15 protein-coding genes are annotated in these 18,405 nt (G+C 57.7%); 9 read left to right on the top strand and 6 right to left on the bottom strand.

Translation table 11 applies throughout. The features are described 5' to 3' along the window. Positions 1-371: 371 nt before the first annotated feature. Together NNL35_RS24270 and NNL35_RS24265 are read right to left on the bottom strand one after the other, a co-directional pair. Positions 372-1,304, bottom strand: coding sequence for a hypothetical protein (locus tag NNL35_RS24270; RefSeq protein WP_254553815.1), 933 nt, complete (start codon positions 1,302-1,304; stop codon positions 372-374). Between the two features lie 290 nt (positions 1,305-1,594). Further along, entirely contained in the window at positions 1,595-2,809 is a 1,215-nt protein-coding gene (locus tag NNL35_RS24265; RefSeq protein ID WP_254553814.1) for an MFS transporter, read from the bottom strand. Positions 2,810-3,160: 351 nt separating this feature from the next. Between NNL35_RS24265 and hemE the strand changes: the two genes are divergently transcribed. The 9 genes from hemE to NNL35_RS24220 all read left to right on the top strand — a co-directional run bounded on the left by hemE (position 3,161) and on the right by NNL35_RS24220 (position 13,467). Beyond that, positions 3,161-4,207, top strand: coding sequence for a uroporphyrinogen decarboxylase (gene hemE, locus NNL35_RS24260; RefSeq protein WP_254553813.1), 1,047 nt, complete (start codon positions 3,161-3,163; stop codon positions 4,205-4,207). 29 nt (positions 4,208-4,236) lie between these two features. Further along, complete coding sequence (hemH, locus tag NNL35_RS24255; RefSeq protein WP_254553812.1) at positions 4,237-5,208, top strand: ferrochelatase; 972 nt, start codon at positions 4,237-4,239, stop codon at positions 5,206-5,208. A gap of 15 nt (positions 5,209-5,223) precedes the next feature. After that, positions 5,224-6,705 (top strand): protoporphyrinogen oxidase, encoded by a 1,482-nt coding sequence (gene hemG / locus NNL35_RS24250; RefSeq protein ID WP_254553811.1) that lies wholly within the window; start codon positions 5,224-5,226, stop codon positions 6,703-6,705. Positions 6,706-6,996: 291 nt separating this feature from the next. Next, positions 6,997-8,286 carry a CapA family protein gene (locus NNL35_RS24245; RefSeq protein WP_254553810.1) on the top strand — a complete coding sequence of 430 codons (1,290 nt, stop codon included), beginning with the start codon at positions 6,997-6,999 and terminating at the stop codon, positions 8,284-8,286. 47 nt (positions 8,287-8,333) lie between these two features. Continuing rightward, on the top strand, positions 8,334-8,996 hold the full coding sequence (locus NNL35_RS24240) for a fumarylacetoacetate hydrolase family protein (protein ID WP_254553809.1): 663 nt from the start codon (positions 8,334-8,336) through the stop codon (positions 8,994-8,996). A 23-nt stretch (positions 8,997-9,019) separates the two neighbouring features. Continuing rightward, positions 9,020-9,883, top strand: a complete 864-nt coding sequence (locus NNL35_RS24235) for a DUF92 domain-containing protein (protein ID WP_254553808.1) — start codon at positions 9,020-9,022, stop codon at positions 9,881-9,883. Positions 9,884-9,993: 110 nt separating this feature from the next. Continuing rightward, the gene (locus NNL35_RS24230) at positions 9,994-10,620 is read left to right on the top strand and encodes a TetR/AcrR family transcriptional regulator (RefSeq protein ID WP_254553807.1); all 627 of its coding nucleotides are present in this window, start codon (positions 9,994-9,996) and stop codon (positions 10,618-10,620) included. A 165-nt stretch (positions 10,621-10,785) separates the two neighbouring features. After that, positions 10,786-12,714, top strand: a complete 1,929-nt coding sequence (locus NNL35_RS24225; protein WP_254553806.1) for an ABC-F family ATP-binding cassette domain-containing protein — start codon at positions 10,786-10,788, stop codon at positions 12,712-12,714. Between the two features lie 219 nt (positions 12,715-12,933). After that, the gene (locus NNL35_RS24220; RefSeq protein WP_254553805.1) at positions 12,934-13,467 is read left to right on the top strand and encodes an STM3941 family protein; all 534 of its coding nucleotides are present in this window, start codon (positions 12,934-12,936) and stop codon (positions 13,465-13,467) included. Between the two features lie 68 nt (positions 13,468-13,535). On the opposite strand, the gene NNL35_RS24215 is transcribed toward NNL35_RS24220, so the two are convergent. The 4 genes from NNL35_RS24215 to pepF all read right to left on the bottom strand — a co-directional run bounded on the left by NNL35_RS24215 (position 13,536) and on the right by pepF (position 18,168). Next, positions 13,536-14,546, bottom strand: coding sequence for an acrylyl-CoA reductase family protein (locus NNL35_RS24215; RefSeq protein ID WP_254553804.1), 1,011 nt, complete (start codon positions 14,544-14,546; stop codon positions 13,536-13,538). A gap of 145 nt (positions 14,547-14,691) precedes the next feature. Next, on the bottom strand, positions 14,692-15,771 hold the full coding sequence (locus NNL35_RS24210; RefSeq protein WP_254553803.1) for a M42 family metallopeptidase: 1,080 nt from the start codon (positions 15,769-15,771) through the stop codon (positions 14,692-14,694). A gap of 60 nt (positions 15,772-15,831) precedes the next feature. Continuing rightward, a complete protein-coding gene (locus NNL35_RS24205) occupies positions 15,832-16,179 on the bottom strand; it encodes a LapA family protein (RefSeq protein ID WP_111157121.1) in 348 nt (115 codons plus the stop codon). Positions 16,180-16,371: 192 nt separating this feature from the next. Continuing rightward, on the bottom strand, positions 16,372-18,168 hold the full coding sequence (pepF, locus tag NNL35_RS24200; protein ID WP_254554003.1) for an oligoendopeptidase F: 1,797 nt from the start codon (positions 18,166-18,168) through the stop codon (positions 16,372-16,374). Between the last annotated feature and the right edge of the window lie 237 nt (positions 18,169-18,405).

Genomic DNA, 18,405 nt, shown 5'->3' with positions numbered 1-18,405 from the left:
TGGGTGTGCATTGGGCGGTTCTCGCGATCGCAATTGGACGGTTTGTGCAACAGGGTCGTACCCCAATAATACAGTCGTCCTTGGATTTGTTAGTCTCATGATTACCATCTACAGTAACTTTAAAAGTTTACATCTACCTATTTTCATTCTGGGGGGTGACGTCGTAGACGTCATGGGGGTTTGTGCAGGATTTCGCCTACCGAATAAGCGTGTCTAGAGAAACTGTGCAGTTTTCAGGCCGTTGGAAACCCCTTTTGCTAGTCTCCGTCTGGCGGATTGGGATAATGATGCAAAGGAGCGCGGAGGTGTCCTATCTAAGCAGCCCCTCATCCGGTCATGCCGATCGGAGGAGGGGCTGTTGTTGGATACCGCTATAGCTTCAGCTTCTTTGTGTTGATGATGTACATATTTTTGAGCGGGTATTTCCCGTTTGCGTATTTGCGCGCACCGGATTCGAAAAGAACATAGAGGCTGCTTCCCGTTAGGGAAATGCCTTCGGACATCGGAGGCATTTTCAAGGAGCTGACCTTCTTGCCCGAGGCCCCGCGCGTGTATACGAGCAGGGTGCTGTCGTTGTTGCGGCCGCAGGATTGACTGTAGAAGACGCGGTTCTTCGTCAGAGCCATTCCTTGCACCCGGTCAGGCGTCGTCCACGTATAAGAAGCCTTCGGATTGGACGGGAGTTCGCCTTTGCCGTTCAGCTTGTAGCCTCTCGCTTTGCCCTTCGGTCCCGGCTTGCACATGCTTTGGCCGATATCTTGGCCATCCATATATTCACCCACCCACAACACTCCATCCGAATAGGAAGCATAGGAGGCTTTATGGCCAAGAGGGTATTTTTTCATGACGACATTGCTGTAATCCTTTTTGCTGGAGACCGTGCTGACGGGAATTTGGTACACGCTTCTGCCGGATGCAATCCATACGTATTTGGCGCTGGCTGCGACACCCCCGACATGTCCGGTATGCTTCTTGTTGGCGCTCTCGTACAAATAGAGCGTCTTTAGCCGCTTTTTGGTCTTCGTGTCGGTAATGGAGATGGCGCTTGCTTGGCTGCTGGATTTCCCCGAATAATGCGAGACGATGACCCAATTTTTCCCCGGCACGACCGCCAATCCTTGAGGCACCCATTCATTTTTGGCGTTCAATCCCGGAATGACGGGACCTGCGGCCGACACTTTGTTGAATTCCGGATAACTTGGCTTGGCCTTCGCCTCTGCCTGCCCCAGCACAGCCGCCGCGCTCCAGGTTAAGACGAAGCTCAGCATGACGGCCAAGGCACGCGATGTCCAATGGTTTACCATGTTTTACAATCTCTCCTTTCAGTGGATATATACGCACGAAAGCGGAGATCCAAACAGGGAGAAGCCGCTGATAATTTTTTTGTATCGGATTCGCGGCGACGATAAATAAAAATAAAGAAAGCCGCCTGCCGTAACGCCCCGACGATGTCGTCAGGTAACGCCGGCTGATGGCGGCTCTATTCATACTGTAGCGGATGAAATGCTTTTCAGATCAAGCCCTTTTACAAAAATAGTGTGGTCGTTCTGCCAGCTAACGGTGTGAAGCAAGGCGAGACGGCTTGCTGAAGGCATTACGTGTTCCGATGACTTGTTCTATTTCTCCCATACAAGGAGTAACGGGCCCATGCCGTATTGACCAGCAGCAAAATGCCGGAGATGATAAAAATGCCTTGAATGCCGATAATTCCAGACATCGCTCCACCGAATACGGGTCCGATCATATTGCCGAGCGCGAGCGTGCTCGTATTGAAGCTGTAGGCGCGGCTCTCCATCCCGTCCGGCGTATATTTCCGTATCAGCGCATTGACGGATGGGAGCAGGCCGCCCATAAATATTCCGAGCAGGAAGCGGACGACGAGCAGCTGCCACACGGTGCCGACGAAGGCCTGCGGAATCAAGGTTAGCGCAGCGCCGATCAGACATACGGTCAATATCCGGTGGGAGCCGTGCTTGTCGCTCATTTTCCCCAATATCGGAGAGCAAATCATGTTGGACACGCCGGTGACCGCGCTGACTAGTCCGGCGAGAAACGCCAGATTTTGCGTCGAGCCATGAAGGTCCTGCACATATAGCGGCAGCAGCGACATTGGGCTCAGCATGGCGAATTGCAGCAGGAAGGTTACCGCGAACAAAGACAGCAGCTGCGGAATGCCAGATAACTGCTTGAAGCCGGCGAGAACCGAGATTTGCGGCTCTTCTGCCGCTTTCTCGCGGTCGAACGATTCCTTCACCATGAACAGCGTCAGCATCGTGGCCAGGAACAGCAGTGTTCCGGTAATATAGAATATCGGCCGATAGCCGACCCAGTCCGCCAGCCCTCCGCCGATAAGCGGTCCGAGAATTGTGCCTGCAACGACGCCGGACTGGAGTATTCCCATCGCGAAGCCCGTCCGTTCCCGCGGCGTTGTCGACGATACGAGCGCGACCGCGGCCGGGTTGAAGCCGGAGATCGTTCCATTGAGCAAGCGAAGCAGCAGGAGATGCATCGGCGTCTGCGCGAAGCCCATTAACACCGTCACGATGGCCATACCTAAGCCGGAACGGATAATCATTACTTTGCGGCCGTACTTATCGGCGAACTTGCCCCAGATCGGCTGAAAAATAAATGAGGTCAAAAAATTCGCCGCAAAGATAAGTCCCGTCCAAATTGCAATTTGATGCGGATCGCTCAATCCGATATCATGCTGCAAATAAAGCGCCAAGAATGGCGTAACCATGGTCATGCCCGACATGACCAGAAATGATCCGAACCAGAGGATAATCAGGTTCAGTTTCCATTGCTGCATAAGATGTTCACCACTTTCTGTCACGGTCCGTACAATGTTCAGCAACGGGTATTATTATACCATACATATATATATCAATTGTCATATGAAAACAGGGATATGGATGCAGTTGGCAGCAAGTCAGGATAGGTTATGCAATTTCTGGTCATTTCATAGTTTTGTGCAGGCAAATTGTCGAAAAATCATCATATGCGAACGTTTTTTGTCAACAGATTGTCATAGCTACCCGGAACGGCGAGGTTGTGAGAAGTCTGGAAAAGGGGCATAATGGAAGCGTTAGCTATAAAAAAGTGCGTGTCCAAAACGGACGATTTGTCTATAAGCACAATACCGTCAAAGCGGGGTATATGAATGACTTATAATGATCGTTTTCTGAAAGCGTGTCGACAGGAACAAGTAGACCGCGTGCCGGTATGGTACATGCGGCAGGCGGGGCGTTATGATCCCGATTATCGCAAGATTAAAGAGAAATACAGTCTGCTTGAAATATGCCGCCAGCCGGAGCTGGCTGCTGAAGTTACGATGATGCCCGTCCGCAAGCTCGGCGTGGATGCGGCGATTCTCTATTCCGATATTATGAATCCGGTCGCTTCGATGGGCATTGATTTCGATATTGTTGCCAATGTAGGGCCGGTCATTCACAATCCGATACGAAGCGCGGCCGATGTCGAGCGCCTGACACCGGTCGATCCGGAAGGCGATCTGGGCCATATTCTTGAGACGATTCGCATTCTTGACGCAGAGTTGAAGGTTCCGCTTATCACGTTCGCGGGCTCTCCGTTCACGATTGCGAGCTATCTGATCGAAGGCCGTCCTTCTAAAAATTACATCCTTACGAAGACGATGATGTATGAGACTCCGGACGTATGGTATGCCTTGATGGACAAGCTGGCAGACATGGTGATCGCCTATGTGCGTTCCCAAGTGGCGAACGGGGCCAAAGCGTTCCAATTGTTCGATAGCTGGGTAGGCTCCTTGTCTCCGCGCGATTTCGAACGGTACGTGCTGCCGACGATGACGCGCATTTTTGCGGAGTTGTCCGAGTTGGACGTGCCGAAAATATATTTCCCAGGCGTCAGCTCCGGGGAATTGCTTCCGGCCCTCCATGAGCTGAAGGCGGATGTGATTGGCTTAGACTGGCGAGTGTCCGTCACGGAAGGACGCCGCCGGCTGAACGGCCGGTTCGCCGTGCAGGGCAATCTGGACCCTTATGTGTTGACTGGGCCGATGAGCGTCATCGAACGGGAAGCCGCCCATATCGTGGAGCAGGGAATTCAGGAGCCGGGCTACATTTTCAACCTCGGCCACGGGCTGTTCCCGGAAGCTTCGCTGGACAAATTACAGCGGCTGACCGAGTTCGTGCATGAATATTCCAGCCAATTGCTGGCGAAGAAATAAGAAACAGAATGTAACGAGAACGAGATGGAATGGAGGGACAGCGAGTGTCCAAGCGTAAAATCGGCGTGCTGGTGATGTCTTACGGAACTCCCCGCAGCCTCGAAGAAATCGAGCCTTATTACACGCATATCCGGCGGGGCAATCCGCCTTCCGAGGAGCAGCTGAAGGAGCTGACGGATCGGTATGAAGCGATTGTCGGGGGCGTGTTCCCGCTGCGGGAGCATACGAACCGCCAAGTTGAAGCGCTGCAGGAGACGCTGAACCGCCGTACCGAAGGCACGGAAGTGGAGTATGTGTGCTACCAAGGCTTGAAGCATGCGCAGCCGTATATCGAGGACGGCGTGGCGGCGATGGCCGCGGACGGCATCAAGGAAGCCGTGTCCGTCGTGCTCGCGCCGCATTATTCCGCGATGAGCGTCGGCGGCTACAATGCGCGGGCGAAGGAAGCGGCGGCGAAGCACGGGATCGAGCTTCGCTGCGTCAACAGCTATCATCTTCACCCTGAGCTGCTGGATGCGTTGACAGAGCGGGTGAATGAGCAGCTGGACGCCTTCGTTACTGAAGGGGCGAAGCGGGATGAGATTCAGGTGCTGTTCAGCGCCCACAGCCTGCCTGCGCGCATCCTGGAGATGAATGATCCGTACGTGGATGAATTGAACGCGACATCGGGCGCGATTGCCGAGCGCTGCGGACTGAAGGAAGGGCAGTGGAGATTCACCTGGCAAAGCGCGGGCCGAACGGCAGCGCCTTGGTTGGGGCCGGATATTTTGGACACGCTCGCCGCGGTTCAGCAGGAAGGCATCCGCTGGGTGCTATCGGCTCCGATCGGATTCGTATCCGACCATCTGGAAGTGCTGTATGATCTCGATATCGAGGCGGTTCAGGAGGCCGAGCGCCTGGGCATCCGCTTCAAGCGGATTCGCATGCTGAACGATGATCCGAAGTATATGTCGACATTGGCCGACGTGACGATGAAGGCGATGTCGGAAGCGAGTAATTAGAAAGAAGGTTACAACATGAATGCTCTGCGGAAACTTGTCGTTATCGGTGGAGGAATTACGGGATTGAGCGCGGCGTTCTATGCGCTGAAGCAGGCGGATGAAGAGGGGCAGCCCATCTCCGTTACCATCATAGAGCAATCGGACCGTCTCGGAGGGAAGATTGAGACTCTGCGCAAGGAAGGATGTGTCATTGAAAAAGGACCGGACTCCTTCCTCGCCCGGAAGCTGCCGATGATCGATTTGGCGCGCGACCTCGGAATGGAATCCGAATTAGTCGCAACGAATCCGCATGCCAAAAAAACATATATATTGCGCCGGGGCAAGCTGTACCGGATGCCGCCCGGCCTAGTGCTGGGCATTCCGACGGAGCTGGGTCCGTTCGCGAAGACCGGGCTCATCTCTCCGTGGGGGAAGCTTCGCGCGGCTATGGATCTGTTCATCAAGCCGCGTCCGTCGGATGAAGATGAATCTGTCGGCGCGTTTCTGGACAGACGTCTCGGACGGGAAGTGACGGAGCATATTGCCGAGCCGCTGCTTGCCGGCATTTATGCCGGAGATTTGCAGGCGCTGAGCCTGCAGGCCACCTTCCCGCAATTCGCGCAGGTGGAGCGGAAGCACGGGGGCCTGATTCGCGGAATGAAAGCGAGCCGCCAAGCAGGCCAGTCGGTTCCGGGGCTGCCGGATGTCGCCAAGGGAACGATGTTCCTGACGTTCCGCAACGGCCTGATCTCGCTCGTCGAACGGCTGGAGGAGACGCTGCAGGAACGAGCCGAATTACGCCTCGGCATCGGCGCGGAAGGACTGGAGAAGCGGGAGGACGGAACGTATCTGGTGCGCTTGAGCGATGGCAGCAGCCTGTTAGCGGATGCGGTCATCGTAACGACGCCTTCTTATCATGCGGCTTCCTTCCTCGAGGAGCATATCGACGCGAGCTCCCTGAAGGCGATCCGTCATGTGTCGGTCGCGAACGTCGTCAGCGTGTTCGACCGCAAGCAGGTCAAGAATCAGTTCGACGGCACAGGGTTCGTTATATCGCGCCGGGAAGGCCGGGCGATTACCGCCTGCACGTGGACCTCGGTCAAGTGGCCGCATACGAGCCGCGGAGATAAGCTCATTATCCGCTGCTACATTGGCCGGGCCGGCGACGAGGAGCGGGTGGATTGGCCGGATGAGGCGCTCAAGCGCACGGTGCGCAGCGAGCTGAGGGAGCTGCTTGATATCGATATCGACCCGGAGTTCGTCGAGATTACGCGCCTTCGCCACTCGATGCCCCAGTATCCGGTCGGCCATGTGCAAGCGATCCGCTCGCTGAGGGACGAGGTTGGGCGCGCGCTGCCGGGCGTATTCCTGGCCGGACAGCCGTACGAAGGGGTCGGCATGCCTGATTGCGTTCGCAGCGGCCGCGATGCGGCGGAAGCGGCGGTTAGCGCGATGCAGGCCATGAGTACGGAGACAGGGGCGCCAGCCGAAGATGCCGCTACTGGAACGGCAGGGTAACGGACTTGCCGGATCAGAGAACGTAACAGATTTCAATAGAAGCCGCGCGGAAGCGCGGCTTTTTGGCGTGGTCTGGAGCGCGGCTTCACCTTGTGGACACGGGCAACGAGATCGGTTGAATTGTAGGCGGAAGAGGCATGAGCCGTTAAGCGGAATGGTGGCATCGAGCCTGGTGCCGTCTGCGGGAAGAGCGGTTGCGTTACCTATGCCTCATGGATCGATTGGAAAAAAAGGGCGGGAACGCGTTATAATGAGACATATTTGCAAAAATCGGGCGGGAGGAGCGGTACATTGAGACAATCGCGGAAGGAGTGGGAAGGGCGCGTGCGAAGGAGACGGCGCCGCCCGCTGCTTGTCCTGAATATCGTGCTGGCGGCCATTGTCGCTGGAACGGCCTACGCCGGTTGGCAGCAGGGATGGCTGTCCGGCGAACAGGCAGAATGGACGCAGCCGCCAGCAGCCTCCAACGGAGGCGAAGCGGCAGCGCCGGAGAAGCCGGCGAGCGGGCTGCCGGGGGATGAGCCAGACGGTTCGTCCGCCGGCGCTGACGACGGCCAAGAGGCGGGGGCGGATACGGAACATCCCAATCAGGATGCGTCTCTTCCGGGGAGCGGGCCAGAGGAGGAACCGCGCGTCCGCCTCGCCTTCGCCGGCGACGTGATGACGGCCGGACGCGTGGAGGATGTCGTGAAGGAGCATGGATTTGACTTTCCTTTTGCGCACGCCAAGCGGTGGTTCCAACAAGCGGATATTGCCGCGGTCAATCTGGAGACGCCGCTGACGGTGCGGGGAGTCCCGGCGAAGGACAAGGAATTCGTCTACAAATCATCGCCGCGGACGGCGCAGGCGATGGTCGATGCGGGCATTCACCTCGTCAACCTGGCCAACAACCATTCGATGGATCAAGGGGAAGAGGGGCTGCTGGATACGTTCGCCGCGCTGAAGGAAGTTCATCTTCCTTACGTCGGGGCGGGGCATGATGCGGAGGAAGCCTTTAGGCCGGTCATACTCGAGAGTCAGGGCATCAAACTCGCCTTCCTCGGCTTCACTCGTGTCGTTCCGGAAGTGAGCTGGTATGCGGGCAAGAACAAGCCTGGGCTGGCAACCACTTATGACGTGATGAAGGAGAAGGCGGCGGAAGCGGTCGCGAAGGCGAAGGAGCACGCCGATCTCGTCGTGGTCATTGCGCATTGGGGCAAGGAGAAGAAGGACTTCCCGGAGGACTACCAGCGGGAGCTGGCCTGCCTGTATATTGATGCGGGCGCCGACCTGATCGTGGGAGGACATCCCCACGTCCTGCAAGGCCTGGAGCAGTACAAAGGCAAATGGATCGCCTATAGTCTCGGGAACTTTATTTTTACGCGGGCCATCCAGCCCGTCACGTGGGAGACCGCCATCTTGCAGGCGGAATGCACGAAGCAGGGCCAATGCGAGCTGGCCGTCGTTCCGTTCTATACCGAACTGGGGCAAGCCGTTCCGCTGGAAGGGGAAGCGGGACGGGCGGTGCTGCAGCGAGTGGAGAGCATATCGGACCAGGTATCCATCGACGCGGAGGGACGCGTGACGCATGTGAAGAAGTGAGCCGCCGGATGGCCGGCTATCTATAGATCCAGGGGGAGAGATGAACGATGAGCGATCATAGAGGAATGATGAGTGACGGGCGCCAAGTGCGCAATGTCTATTGCATCGGGCGCAACTACCGGCTGCATGCGGCTGAATTGGGCAATGCGGTTCCCGAGGAGCCGATGGTGTTTTTGAAGCCTTCCCATGCGGTGATAACGATGGAGACGGATACGATGCTGCCGCTCCCGCTTGAGCGTGGGGCGGTCCATCATGAAGTGGAGCTGGTGCTTCACATCGGCCGCCGGGTCGAGCCGGGCATGACGGCTGCGGAAGCAGTCGACGCCTTTGCCCTTGGGATTGATTTTACGCTGCGCGACGTGCAGGACGTTTTGAAGAAGAAGGGCCATCCGTGGCTGGCGGCAAAGGGCGTGTTGAACTCGGCTCCGGTCACCCGGTTTCTGCCTTTTCCGGGCACGGAGACGCTAGAACGGACGCTGTTCGCCATGCATAACAACGGGCGCCTCGTGCAGGAGGGGCGCGCGGAGGAGATGCTGTTCTCTCTCGACACGCTGATTGATTATACGGCCCGTCATTATGGGCTCGGAGAAGGGGATCTCCTCTTCACGGGAACGCCGGCAGGGGTCGGCCCGGTGCAGGCGGGGGATCGCCTGGAATTAAGCTGGGACGGAGAACGGCTGGGCTCCTGCGTCATCGCGGCGCAGAATTAATCGGCGGGTTAGGAGGAGTGCGATTGATACAGGAAGTTATCGGATGGCATTCGAGCTGGGGTCCCTGGATCATCGGGCTGCTGGGGAGCCTGCTGGTGGCCGGGGCCGCATGGTGGAAGAAGTCGTTAACCGGATCCGGCGCCGCGGCGGCCATCGTGATGGGGACGATCTATTGCGGCGGCGGCGCGCTCATCTGGTTCGGATTGCTGCTTACTTTTTTTGTGACGTCGACGCTATGGTCGAAGTGGAAGAAGAAGGCCAAGGGGCGCTTTGAGGATAATTATGAAAAATCAGGGACCCGGGATGCAGGGCAGGTATTCGCCAATGGAGGCTTGGGGCTGCTTCTCTGTCTTGCCTATATTATCGCGCCCCATCCCGCCTGGGTCGCCCTCTTCGTCGGGGCGATGGCCTCGGTCAACGCCGATACATGGGCGACCGAGATCGGAAGTCTGAGCCGCCGCCCGCCGCGATCGATCGTGAACGGCCGGGTCGTTCCGCCGGGAACGTCCGGCGGCGTGTCTCTGCTTGGGACGGCGGCGTCGGCGGCAGGCGCCTTCGTTATTGGAGGAGCCGCGGTCGTCTTCCTGCTGCTCGATCCGCTGCAGACCGGGCCGGAGACGTCCTTCCGCGCGCTGGCCGTCCTGTTGATTGCCGGGACGCTGGGCGGATTGGCCGGGGCGCTGCTCGACTCCCTGCTCGGCGCGACCTTGCAGGCAGGCTACCGCTGCCCGCACTGCGGCGCGGATACGGAACGGATCTCGCATTGCGGAAGCGCGACGGATCTGGTGCGCGGTTACCGTTGGCTCAACAACGATCGGGTGAATCTGCTCTGCTCCTGCGCCGGCGCGGCCGTCTCCTGTCTCATCTGGCTGCTGGCCGGAGGGTAAGCCGCCGCATGGCCGCCGGGAGCCAAATCGACAACTTGCCGATCTCGTGATATATTCGTATCAGCAGCTGAGATTGCATGGCTTGCGTCAGATTGGAAGGAGGTGTGCCGATGAGTTACGGGCAAAGCGACAAACTGCATCTGATATTGGATGCGGCCTATGAGCTTTTCGGTGCCAATGGCTTCTATGAGACGAAGATGTCGGACATCGCCGAGAAGGCCGGCATTGCCAAAGGAACGATTTATATTTATTTCAAAAGCAAAGAAGAATTGTTCACGGCCATGTCGGTCCGTGATTTTGAACAATATTTGCGCGAGCTCGATTACGGCTTGAACCAAGCCGGTTCGCTGGAGGATGGGCTGCGCTTCGCTGCAGATCATCATCTGCGTTATTATTTCAGACGGAGGCAGTATACGAATCTGTTCTTCAAGTCGCCGAACAAAGATCCCGATATGATGCAGGCGCTGTGCAAATTCATGCATCGCTACATCGAGGCGATGGCAGGCCTGATGCGGCGCTTCGAGCTGCCCGAGCCGGTGCTTCATGCGAAGTCTTATACGGGGATGCTGGATATGATGAAGATGGACATGCTGTTCTCTCCGGAGTTCACCGAGCAAGATATGGAGCAGCGCATCCGCTTCGTGGCTGATTTGTTCATTCACGGCTGTCCGGCGGCGGGAACGGCTTCACCGGACGGGGATGCCGGGAACGGATCCGCTCCCCGAGGTGAAGAGTGAGAGCCGAAGCGGTAGAAGCAGTAGAATTGGCAGCAACTGCTGCTATCTCGGGCAGCGCTGAGGAGATTACGGGGGAGAACCGACGGTTCTCCCCTTTGGCTGTGGTATGCGGGGCATGCCGAACCGCCAGGGGAAGCAGACAGGACGGGAATGGGGGAACACAAGATGCACATCATGACGATTGAAGAGCTGGGCAAGAGCTATGGCGACAAAATACTGTTCCGGGACGTATCCTTCGGCATTGAGGAAGGGGATCGCTTCGGCATTATCGGTGTCAACGGGACGGGGAAGTCGACCTTTTTGCGCACAATAGCGGGTTGGGAGCAGCCCGAGCAAGGAAAAGTGCTGGCCGGCAGCCGGATTACGATCCGCTTCGTGCCGCAGGAGCCTGAATTCGATCCGGAGGCGACCATTCTGGATCAGGTGTTGGGCGGAGATGCTCCCGACATGACCGCGGTGCGCGTATATACGGAAGCGCTGGAACGGGCCGCGCAGCGGCCGGACGATGAAGCGGCGCAGGCGGCATTCATCCGGGCGACCGATGATATGGATCGGCTGCAGGCATGGCAGCTGGAGAGCGAGGCGAAGTCGATTCTGTCCCGGCTCGGGCTGGATCAATTCGGAGCCAAGATGGGGGATTTGTCCGGCGGCCAGCGCAAGCGCGTCGCCCTCGCGGCGGCGCTAATCCATCCGTCGGATCTGCTGCTGCTTGATGAGCCGACGAACCATATCGACAACGACACGGTCACTTGGCTGGAGACGATGCTGCAGAAGCGAAGCGGCGCGCTGCTGATGATTACGCATGACCGCTATTTCCTGGATCGGGTAGCGAACCGGATCGTGGAGCTGGATCGGGGACGGGCGTTCTTCTATGAAGCCAATTATTCGCGCTTTCTGGAGCTCAAGGCAGACCGCGAGGCGCGGGAAGCGGCGTCGGAGGACAAGCGTCAGAACCTGCTCCGCCAGGAGCTGGCCTGGATCCGGCGCGGCGCGAGAGCGCGGACGACGAAGCAGAAGGCCCGGATCGAGCGCTTCGAGGCGCTGCAGAAGCAGGAGGGGCCGGGGCAGAACGGGCAAGTGGACATCACGGCAGCCTCCGCCCGTCTTGGGAAAAAAATAATGGAGCTGGACGAACTCGAAGCCAGACTGGCGGATCGGCCGCTGTTCCAGGGATTGAGCTATATCGCCGTGCCGGAGGACCGCATCGGCATCATTGGCCCGAACGGAAGCGGGAAGTCGACGCTGCTGCGCATCATTGCCGGCGAGCGCGAGCCTGACGGCGGTTCGATCGTTCTCGGGCCGACCGTCCGCATCGGCTTCTTCACTCAGGAGCATGCGGAGATGGATGAGTCGATGCGGGTGATCGAATATATTCGCGAAGCGGCCGAGACGGTTCGCACGGCCGACGGCAATTCGATTACGGCGGCGCAAATGCTGGAACGGTTCCTGTTCGAGCCTGCGATGCAATGGACCGTAATCGGCAAGCTGTCTGGGGGCGAGAAGCGGCGCTTGCAGCTGCTTCGCATGCTGATGGAAGCGCCGAATGTGCTGCTGCTCGATGAGCCGACGAACGATCTGGATGTGCAGACGCTCGCCGTGCTGGAAGATTATTTGGACGAGTTCCCGGGCGTCGTCATCGCGGTCTCTCATGATCGCTATTTCCTGGATCGGGTCGCTGAACGGATCTGGTCGTTCGAAGAGGGCGCTATCCGCCAGCATGTCGGGAACTATAGCGAGTATATGGAATGGAAGGCGCGGCACGGGAAGGAGGCCGGTGAGCCGAAGCCGAAGGCGCAGACGCCGGAGGAAGCGGCCCCGGCAGGCAAATCGGAACGGTCGGACCGGAAGCCGAAACTGAAAATGTCCTACAAGGAAGAACGCGAATATGAGCGGATTGAAGACGACATCATGGAGGCGGAGGAGCGCATTCAGCAGATCCAGCGGGATATGGAGCTGGCGTTCAGCGATTCGGCGCGGCTGCAGGAATTGATGAAGGAAGAAAGCGCGGCCCAGCAGCGGCTTGAAGCACTGATGGAGCGGTGGACATATTTGAGCGAGCTGGCGGAACAGATCGAGGCGGAGAAGCAGAAGTAAGGGAAGCCGTTCTCCGCTCCGGCCCCGAACGACCGCCCCTTGGATTGGGCAGCGGCTTGTTCCCGGGCGCTTGTTGAGGTCTGTATCCGCATGTATCCAAATGTATCCAGATGTGTCCGGATGTTTCCGAGGTGAGGGACTTGCCCGCGGAATAGGCTGTTACAAAGCATTAATCGGTGTGTATATAATTATAGATTCGTTAGCGGGAGGTCATGTGTATTGGAATCAACGCATTCGTACTCCGGATCCGAAGAGTTGTATCCGAGCAAGCGCAAAATGATTCCTATCCTGCTCGGCTCGGCGCTGTTCGTCGCGGCAGGGATATTCCTCATGAATGCCGAGGAAGGCTTTGCGGTCGCGGTAGGCGCCGTCTCCGCCTGCTTCTTCGCCGTGACGCTCGTCTATTCCCTGTGGCGCATCCTCGCGCCGCGTCCTTCCCTTATCCTGCGTGAGCAAGGGTTCGTGGATAATGCCTCGATCAGCAGCGTGGGCGAAGTGAGCTGGGAGGAAGTGACGGATATTTTCGTCTATTCATTCATGAATCAACGCTTCATTGGCATCAAGGTCGAGAAGCCTGAGCGCGTGCTGGCTCATCTCCCATCCTGGAAGCGCACGCTTCTTCGCGCCAATCGCGGCATGGTTGAGGCGACGGTAAATCTGCCTGTCGTTGCGTTCACGGAGCCGCTGGACGACGTGGCCCGGAAGCTGCGCGAGCGGTGGGAGCAGTACAAGCAGGCCCAGGACCGGGCATAGCCATGGCACACATATAGGAAAACAGACCGAGCGGGGGAACCGCTCGGTCTGTTGCTGTTGGCGGGGTTCTATTGCCCGTCTCCGCTCAGGCGGACGATGGCACGGCCGGCAATGCCGCCTTCTCTCATGGTCCGCACATAAGCCGGCACGTCCTCAAGCCGGAGCTCCTGCACCCAGCCATCGAAGCGTACGGCATCGCGCCAGTCGGTGGCCATGCGGCTCCACAGCTTCAATCGCAGCTCATGCGGCGCATAGACCGAGTCGATGCCGTAGAGCGTGATGCCCCGCAGGATGAACGGAAATACGCTGGCGGGCCAATCTCCGCCCGCTGTCATCCCCGTGGCGGCCACAGCGCCGCCATACTTCGTGGAAGCGACTGCGGCGGCCAGGATGCCGCCCCCGCAGACGTCCACGACGCCGGCCCAGCGCTGCTTGTCCAGCGCGCGGGGGCGTTCCGGCCGCCAGTCGTCGCGGGATACGACGCTGGCGGCTCCGAGGCGCCGGAGCGCATCGCTTAGCTCCGGCTTGCCGCTGGCTGCGACGACCTCGCAGCCAAGCTGCGCCAGCATGGCGATCGCCAGCGAGCCGACGCCGCCGCTGGCGCCGGTGACGAGCACCGGGCCGTCACCAGGGCGTACGCCGTGCCGCTCCAGGCGCTCGACGGCCATCGCCGCCGTCAGGCCGGCCGTGCCGAAGGCCATCACATCGCGCAGGCTGAGCGCTTCCGGCACCGGCACGATCCAATCGCCGGGAACGCGCGCATATTCGCTCAGTCCGCCGAAATGCGACACGCCGAGCTCATAGCCGGTGACGACGACACGTTGTCCCGGCGTAAAGCGCGGGTCGTCGCTGGCGGCGACGATGCCGGACAGGTCGATGCCCGGCACGAACGGGTAGGTCTTGACGATATGCCCGTCCGCCGAGCAGGCGAGGGCATCCTTGAAGTTGACGCCCGAATAGGCGACGCGTATCGTCACGCTGCCTTCCGGCAGATCGGCAAGCGTCCGCTCGCGCACGGCGGCGTGGACATCGCCGTCCGCGGTCCGGTCGACGACCAGGGCAGAGAATTGTTCTTTCATCCCAATTCCTCCTTCATTAAGCTTCCTAATGTCCCAACTGGGCGTAGGGCCCGACTGTCGGCAGCGTTCGCGAACTGGCGGCTCTGCCGAACAAAGACAGGGGCGAGCGCCCGCCTCCCGGCAGCGTCCGTCCCCTGTCTTATCATCATGCTTCGGTAATATACGCCGCAGCCAGCCGGGCCGTGTTCAGCACGGCCTTCAAATGTGTGCGTTCCATCGCATGGGACGCATGCACGCCCGGACCGATAAGCGCGGCGCGAATATTGTTGCCGCCGCGCAGAGCCGCGGATGCGTCCGAACCGTAGTGCGGATAGACATCGACTGCGTAGTCAATGCCTTCCCGTTCAGCCAAGGCAATCAATCGGCTCGTCATCATGTAGTCGTAAGGGCCGGAGGAATCCTTGGCGCATATCGAGACATCGGTTTCCTTGCAGGCGAGATCATCGCCGATGCAACCCATGTCGATGGCGATCATTTCGGTTATTTCCTGGGGAATATACGAAGCCCCATGGCCGATTTCTTCATAATTCGTAATAAAGATGACGGTATCATGGAGAGGCTGCCAGCCTGTGCGCTTCATGCTCTCCAGCATGCCGAGCAGGGCGGAGACGCTCGCTTTGTCATCCAGATGGCGGGATTTGATATAGCCGTTCGGAAGCCGCACCGGGCGGGCATCGAACGATACGTAATCCCCCGTGCGGATGCCGAGCTGCTCCGTATCCTGCTTCGACTGCACCGGCTCGTCAATGCGCACGATCATGTTCGCTTCCTCGCGGCGGTAGTCACGGGCATCGGAGTATACGTGCACAGAAGGATGATTGCTCATTATCGTGCCCGTATAAATTTTGCCGCTGCGAGTATGAATCTGGCAGTATTCATTCTCCATCGACTGCATCATGAATCCGCCCACGGAAGTGAGGCGGAGCGTGCCGTCACTATGAACCGAACGGACCATGGCGCCCAGCGTATCGACGTGAGCGGACAAGCCGATGACCTTGCCGCTATCGCGGTTCGTTCCCGGAACGCGAATGACGCCGCAGCCCTTGCGTGTCAGCTCGAAGGAGTAACCGAGCTGTGTAGCTTCGATTTCAATCCGCTTCATGACATGATGGGTGTAGCCCGTCGGAGACGGAGTATTCAGCAATTCCATCAGCACGGAAGCGACATAGTTCTCATCAATGTCAGCGCGCAGCGGCTGGGAAGATAGGGAGTGTGGTTGAGTCATCGTACGAATTCCTCCTCAATATTGGAAAATAAGCCGGAACGGCTTGCCGAAGGCAAGCCGCTATGCCAAGTCCTCCTGATTTCGCCTCTCGGCGGTAAATCCTTGAACCTCTTCGTTGGCCGGCGGGAGCGGCACTTCCGCTTCTAGTGCTTCCGCCTCCGGCGCCAGTTGGGCAAGCTGCTGCTCCAACTGTTGAATTTTCTTCTGTGATCGGTACTGCAAATAGATGCTGTAGGAGCCGACAATGATGGCGCCCAGCAGCGTGCAGCCGAGAATCAATAAGATGAGCGGCACTTCGAAGGTGCCGAACAACAGATTGACTTGTACCGGATTCACGTTGATTACGGCGAAGATGGCGGTAATCAAAGCGAAGATGAGCCCTGCTATCAAGGACCATTGAATGCGCATCAGGCATCCTCCTCATGATTTCTATGTATCTACATTCCAGTATAATATTCGACTCCTTCCGTCACAAGGTGAATTCTCACTTGCTCCCGGCTCCTGGGGTCGAACGGGTTCGGCCATCTTCGGCAGGTAGTCGAGCCGGCAGGCGCAAAAGGAAATGGCGGATTCGCCAAAGGGAACCCGCCATCCGTTCTGTTATTTTTCCGCAGCCATTTTTTCCATTTCTTCAATCAGCGATTCCAGCAGGCTCATGCCTTCTTCAATCGGCGTAGGTGCGGACATGTCGACACCGGCTTTTTGGAGAATGTTGATCGAATAATCGCTTCCGCCGCTCTTCAGGAAGCCGAGGTAGCGGTCAACCGCCGGCTGGCCTTCATCGAGAATCTGCTTCGCGAAGCTTTGCGCCGCCGAGAAGCCGGTTGCGTATTTGTACACGTAGAAGCTCGTATAGAAGTGCGGAATGCGAGCCCATTCCATCTCGATGTCTTGATCGATAACCATATCGTCGCCATAATACTTTTTGTTCAGATCATAATAGATTTCGCACAGGAGCTGCGGCGTCAGCGCCTCGCCCTTCTCGGCATGCTCGTGGATGAGCAATTCGAATTCGGCGAACATCGTCTGACGGAACACCGTCGTGCGGAATTGATCGATATAGTAGGCGAGCAGATACATTTTTTCTTTTTTGTCGTTCGTCTTCTTCAACATGTAGTCCATCAGCAGCGCCTCGTTCAGCGTCGATGCGACTTCCGCGAGGAAGATCGTGTATTGCGCGTCGCGGTAAGGCAGATTGTTGTCCGAGTAATACGAGTGCAGCGCATGGCCCATCTCATGGGTGAGCGTGAACATGCTGTTCAGATTGTCTTTATGATTCAGAAGCACGTACGGGTGGGTACCGTAAGCGCCCCAGCTGTAAGCGCCGGTCCGCTTGCCCTCGTTCTCATACACGTCGATCCAACCGTTGTCGAAGCCTTCCTGGAGTGCGGTCAGGTAATTCTCGCCGAGCGGCTTGAGGCTCTCCTTGACGATCTTTTTCGCTTCCTCGAACGTAATGTCCATATCGAACTCTTCGACCACCGGCGCGAACAGATCGTACATATGAAGCTCGTCAACCTGAAGCAACTGCTTGCGCAGCTTCATGTACCGGTGCATGAGCGGCAAATGCTTGTGAATCGTATTGATCAGATTGGTGTATACCTCTTTCGGAATATTGTCGCCGAACAGGTACATTTCCAGGGCGGACGGATACTTGCGCGCTCGCGCGTAGAACAAGTTTTTGGTTACGTTGGCGCTTAGCGTCGCTGCAATCGTGTTGCGTTGCTTGCGGTATGTAGAGTAGACGCCTTCAAAAGCAGCCCGGCGCACGTCGCTGTTGCGGCTCTCCAGGAATTGGATGTAACGGCCATGCGTCAATTCCACTTCCTCGCCCTTTTCATTTTTGATTTTTGGAAACTTCATATCCGCATTGTTCAGCATGCTGTAAATCGTCTCCGGCGCCTTCGACATATTGCCGACCTGGGCGAGCAGCGCTTCTTCGCCTTTGCTCAGCACATGAGCCTTCTGGCGCTTCATCTCGACGAGCGTGAAGCGATAGGCGGACAGGGAAGGATCAGCAATCAAGCGATCCAGCTCCTCGTCGGACAAGGACAGAACCTCCGGCGTAATGAAGGAGAGCGCCTCGCCTACCTTGACGGACAACTGCTTCGATTTCTCGGATAGCGCCTGATAGACCGGATCAGCGGTATCCTCGTGATGGCTCATGCTGGCGTACACATATAAACGTTCCGTATGTAGGGAAATATCGTCCTCCAGCTCAAAGCATGCCTTGAGCGCGGCAGCTTCATTCAACTTGCCATGGTATTGCTTCATTTTGTCGACCAATTGAAGCACGAGTTCATATTCCTTATCCCATTCAGCCCGGGAGCCGAACAGGTCTTGCAGCTTCCAGCGGTATTCCTGCGGAACTTCCGAGCGTTTCATCAATTGCTGCATATGTACCCTCCTCTTAAATGGTTGTTGCGTTGTGGACGGATTCGATGAGTTCGCGGCTGAACGGGCCATCGTCTCCTGACGGGAAATGGCGGTAGCCGGAATCAACGTCGAACCCAATACGGAGATGACCGTGAGCATAATAAGGATGCGTTGCCGATTCATCCGAACCCCCCCCTGAAGTATTCCGGATTCATACTTGTCGTTATTGTTCATAATGCCAACGTAACGTAACGTGAC

Origin of the sequence: Paenibacillus dendritiformis (genome assembly GCF_945605565.1) — a bacterium.
In the GTDB taxonomy this organism is placed as follows: Bacteria; Bacillota; Bacilli; order Paenibacillales; family Paenibacillaceae; genus Paenibacillus_B; species Paenibacillus_B dendritiformis_A.
Note: the sequence above shows the minus strand (reverse complement) of the source record. Positions and strands in the feature narration are given on the sequence as shown.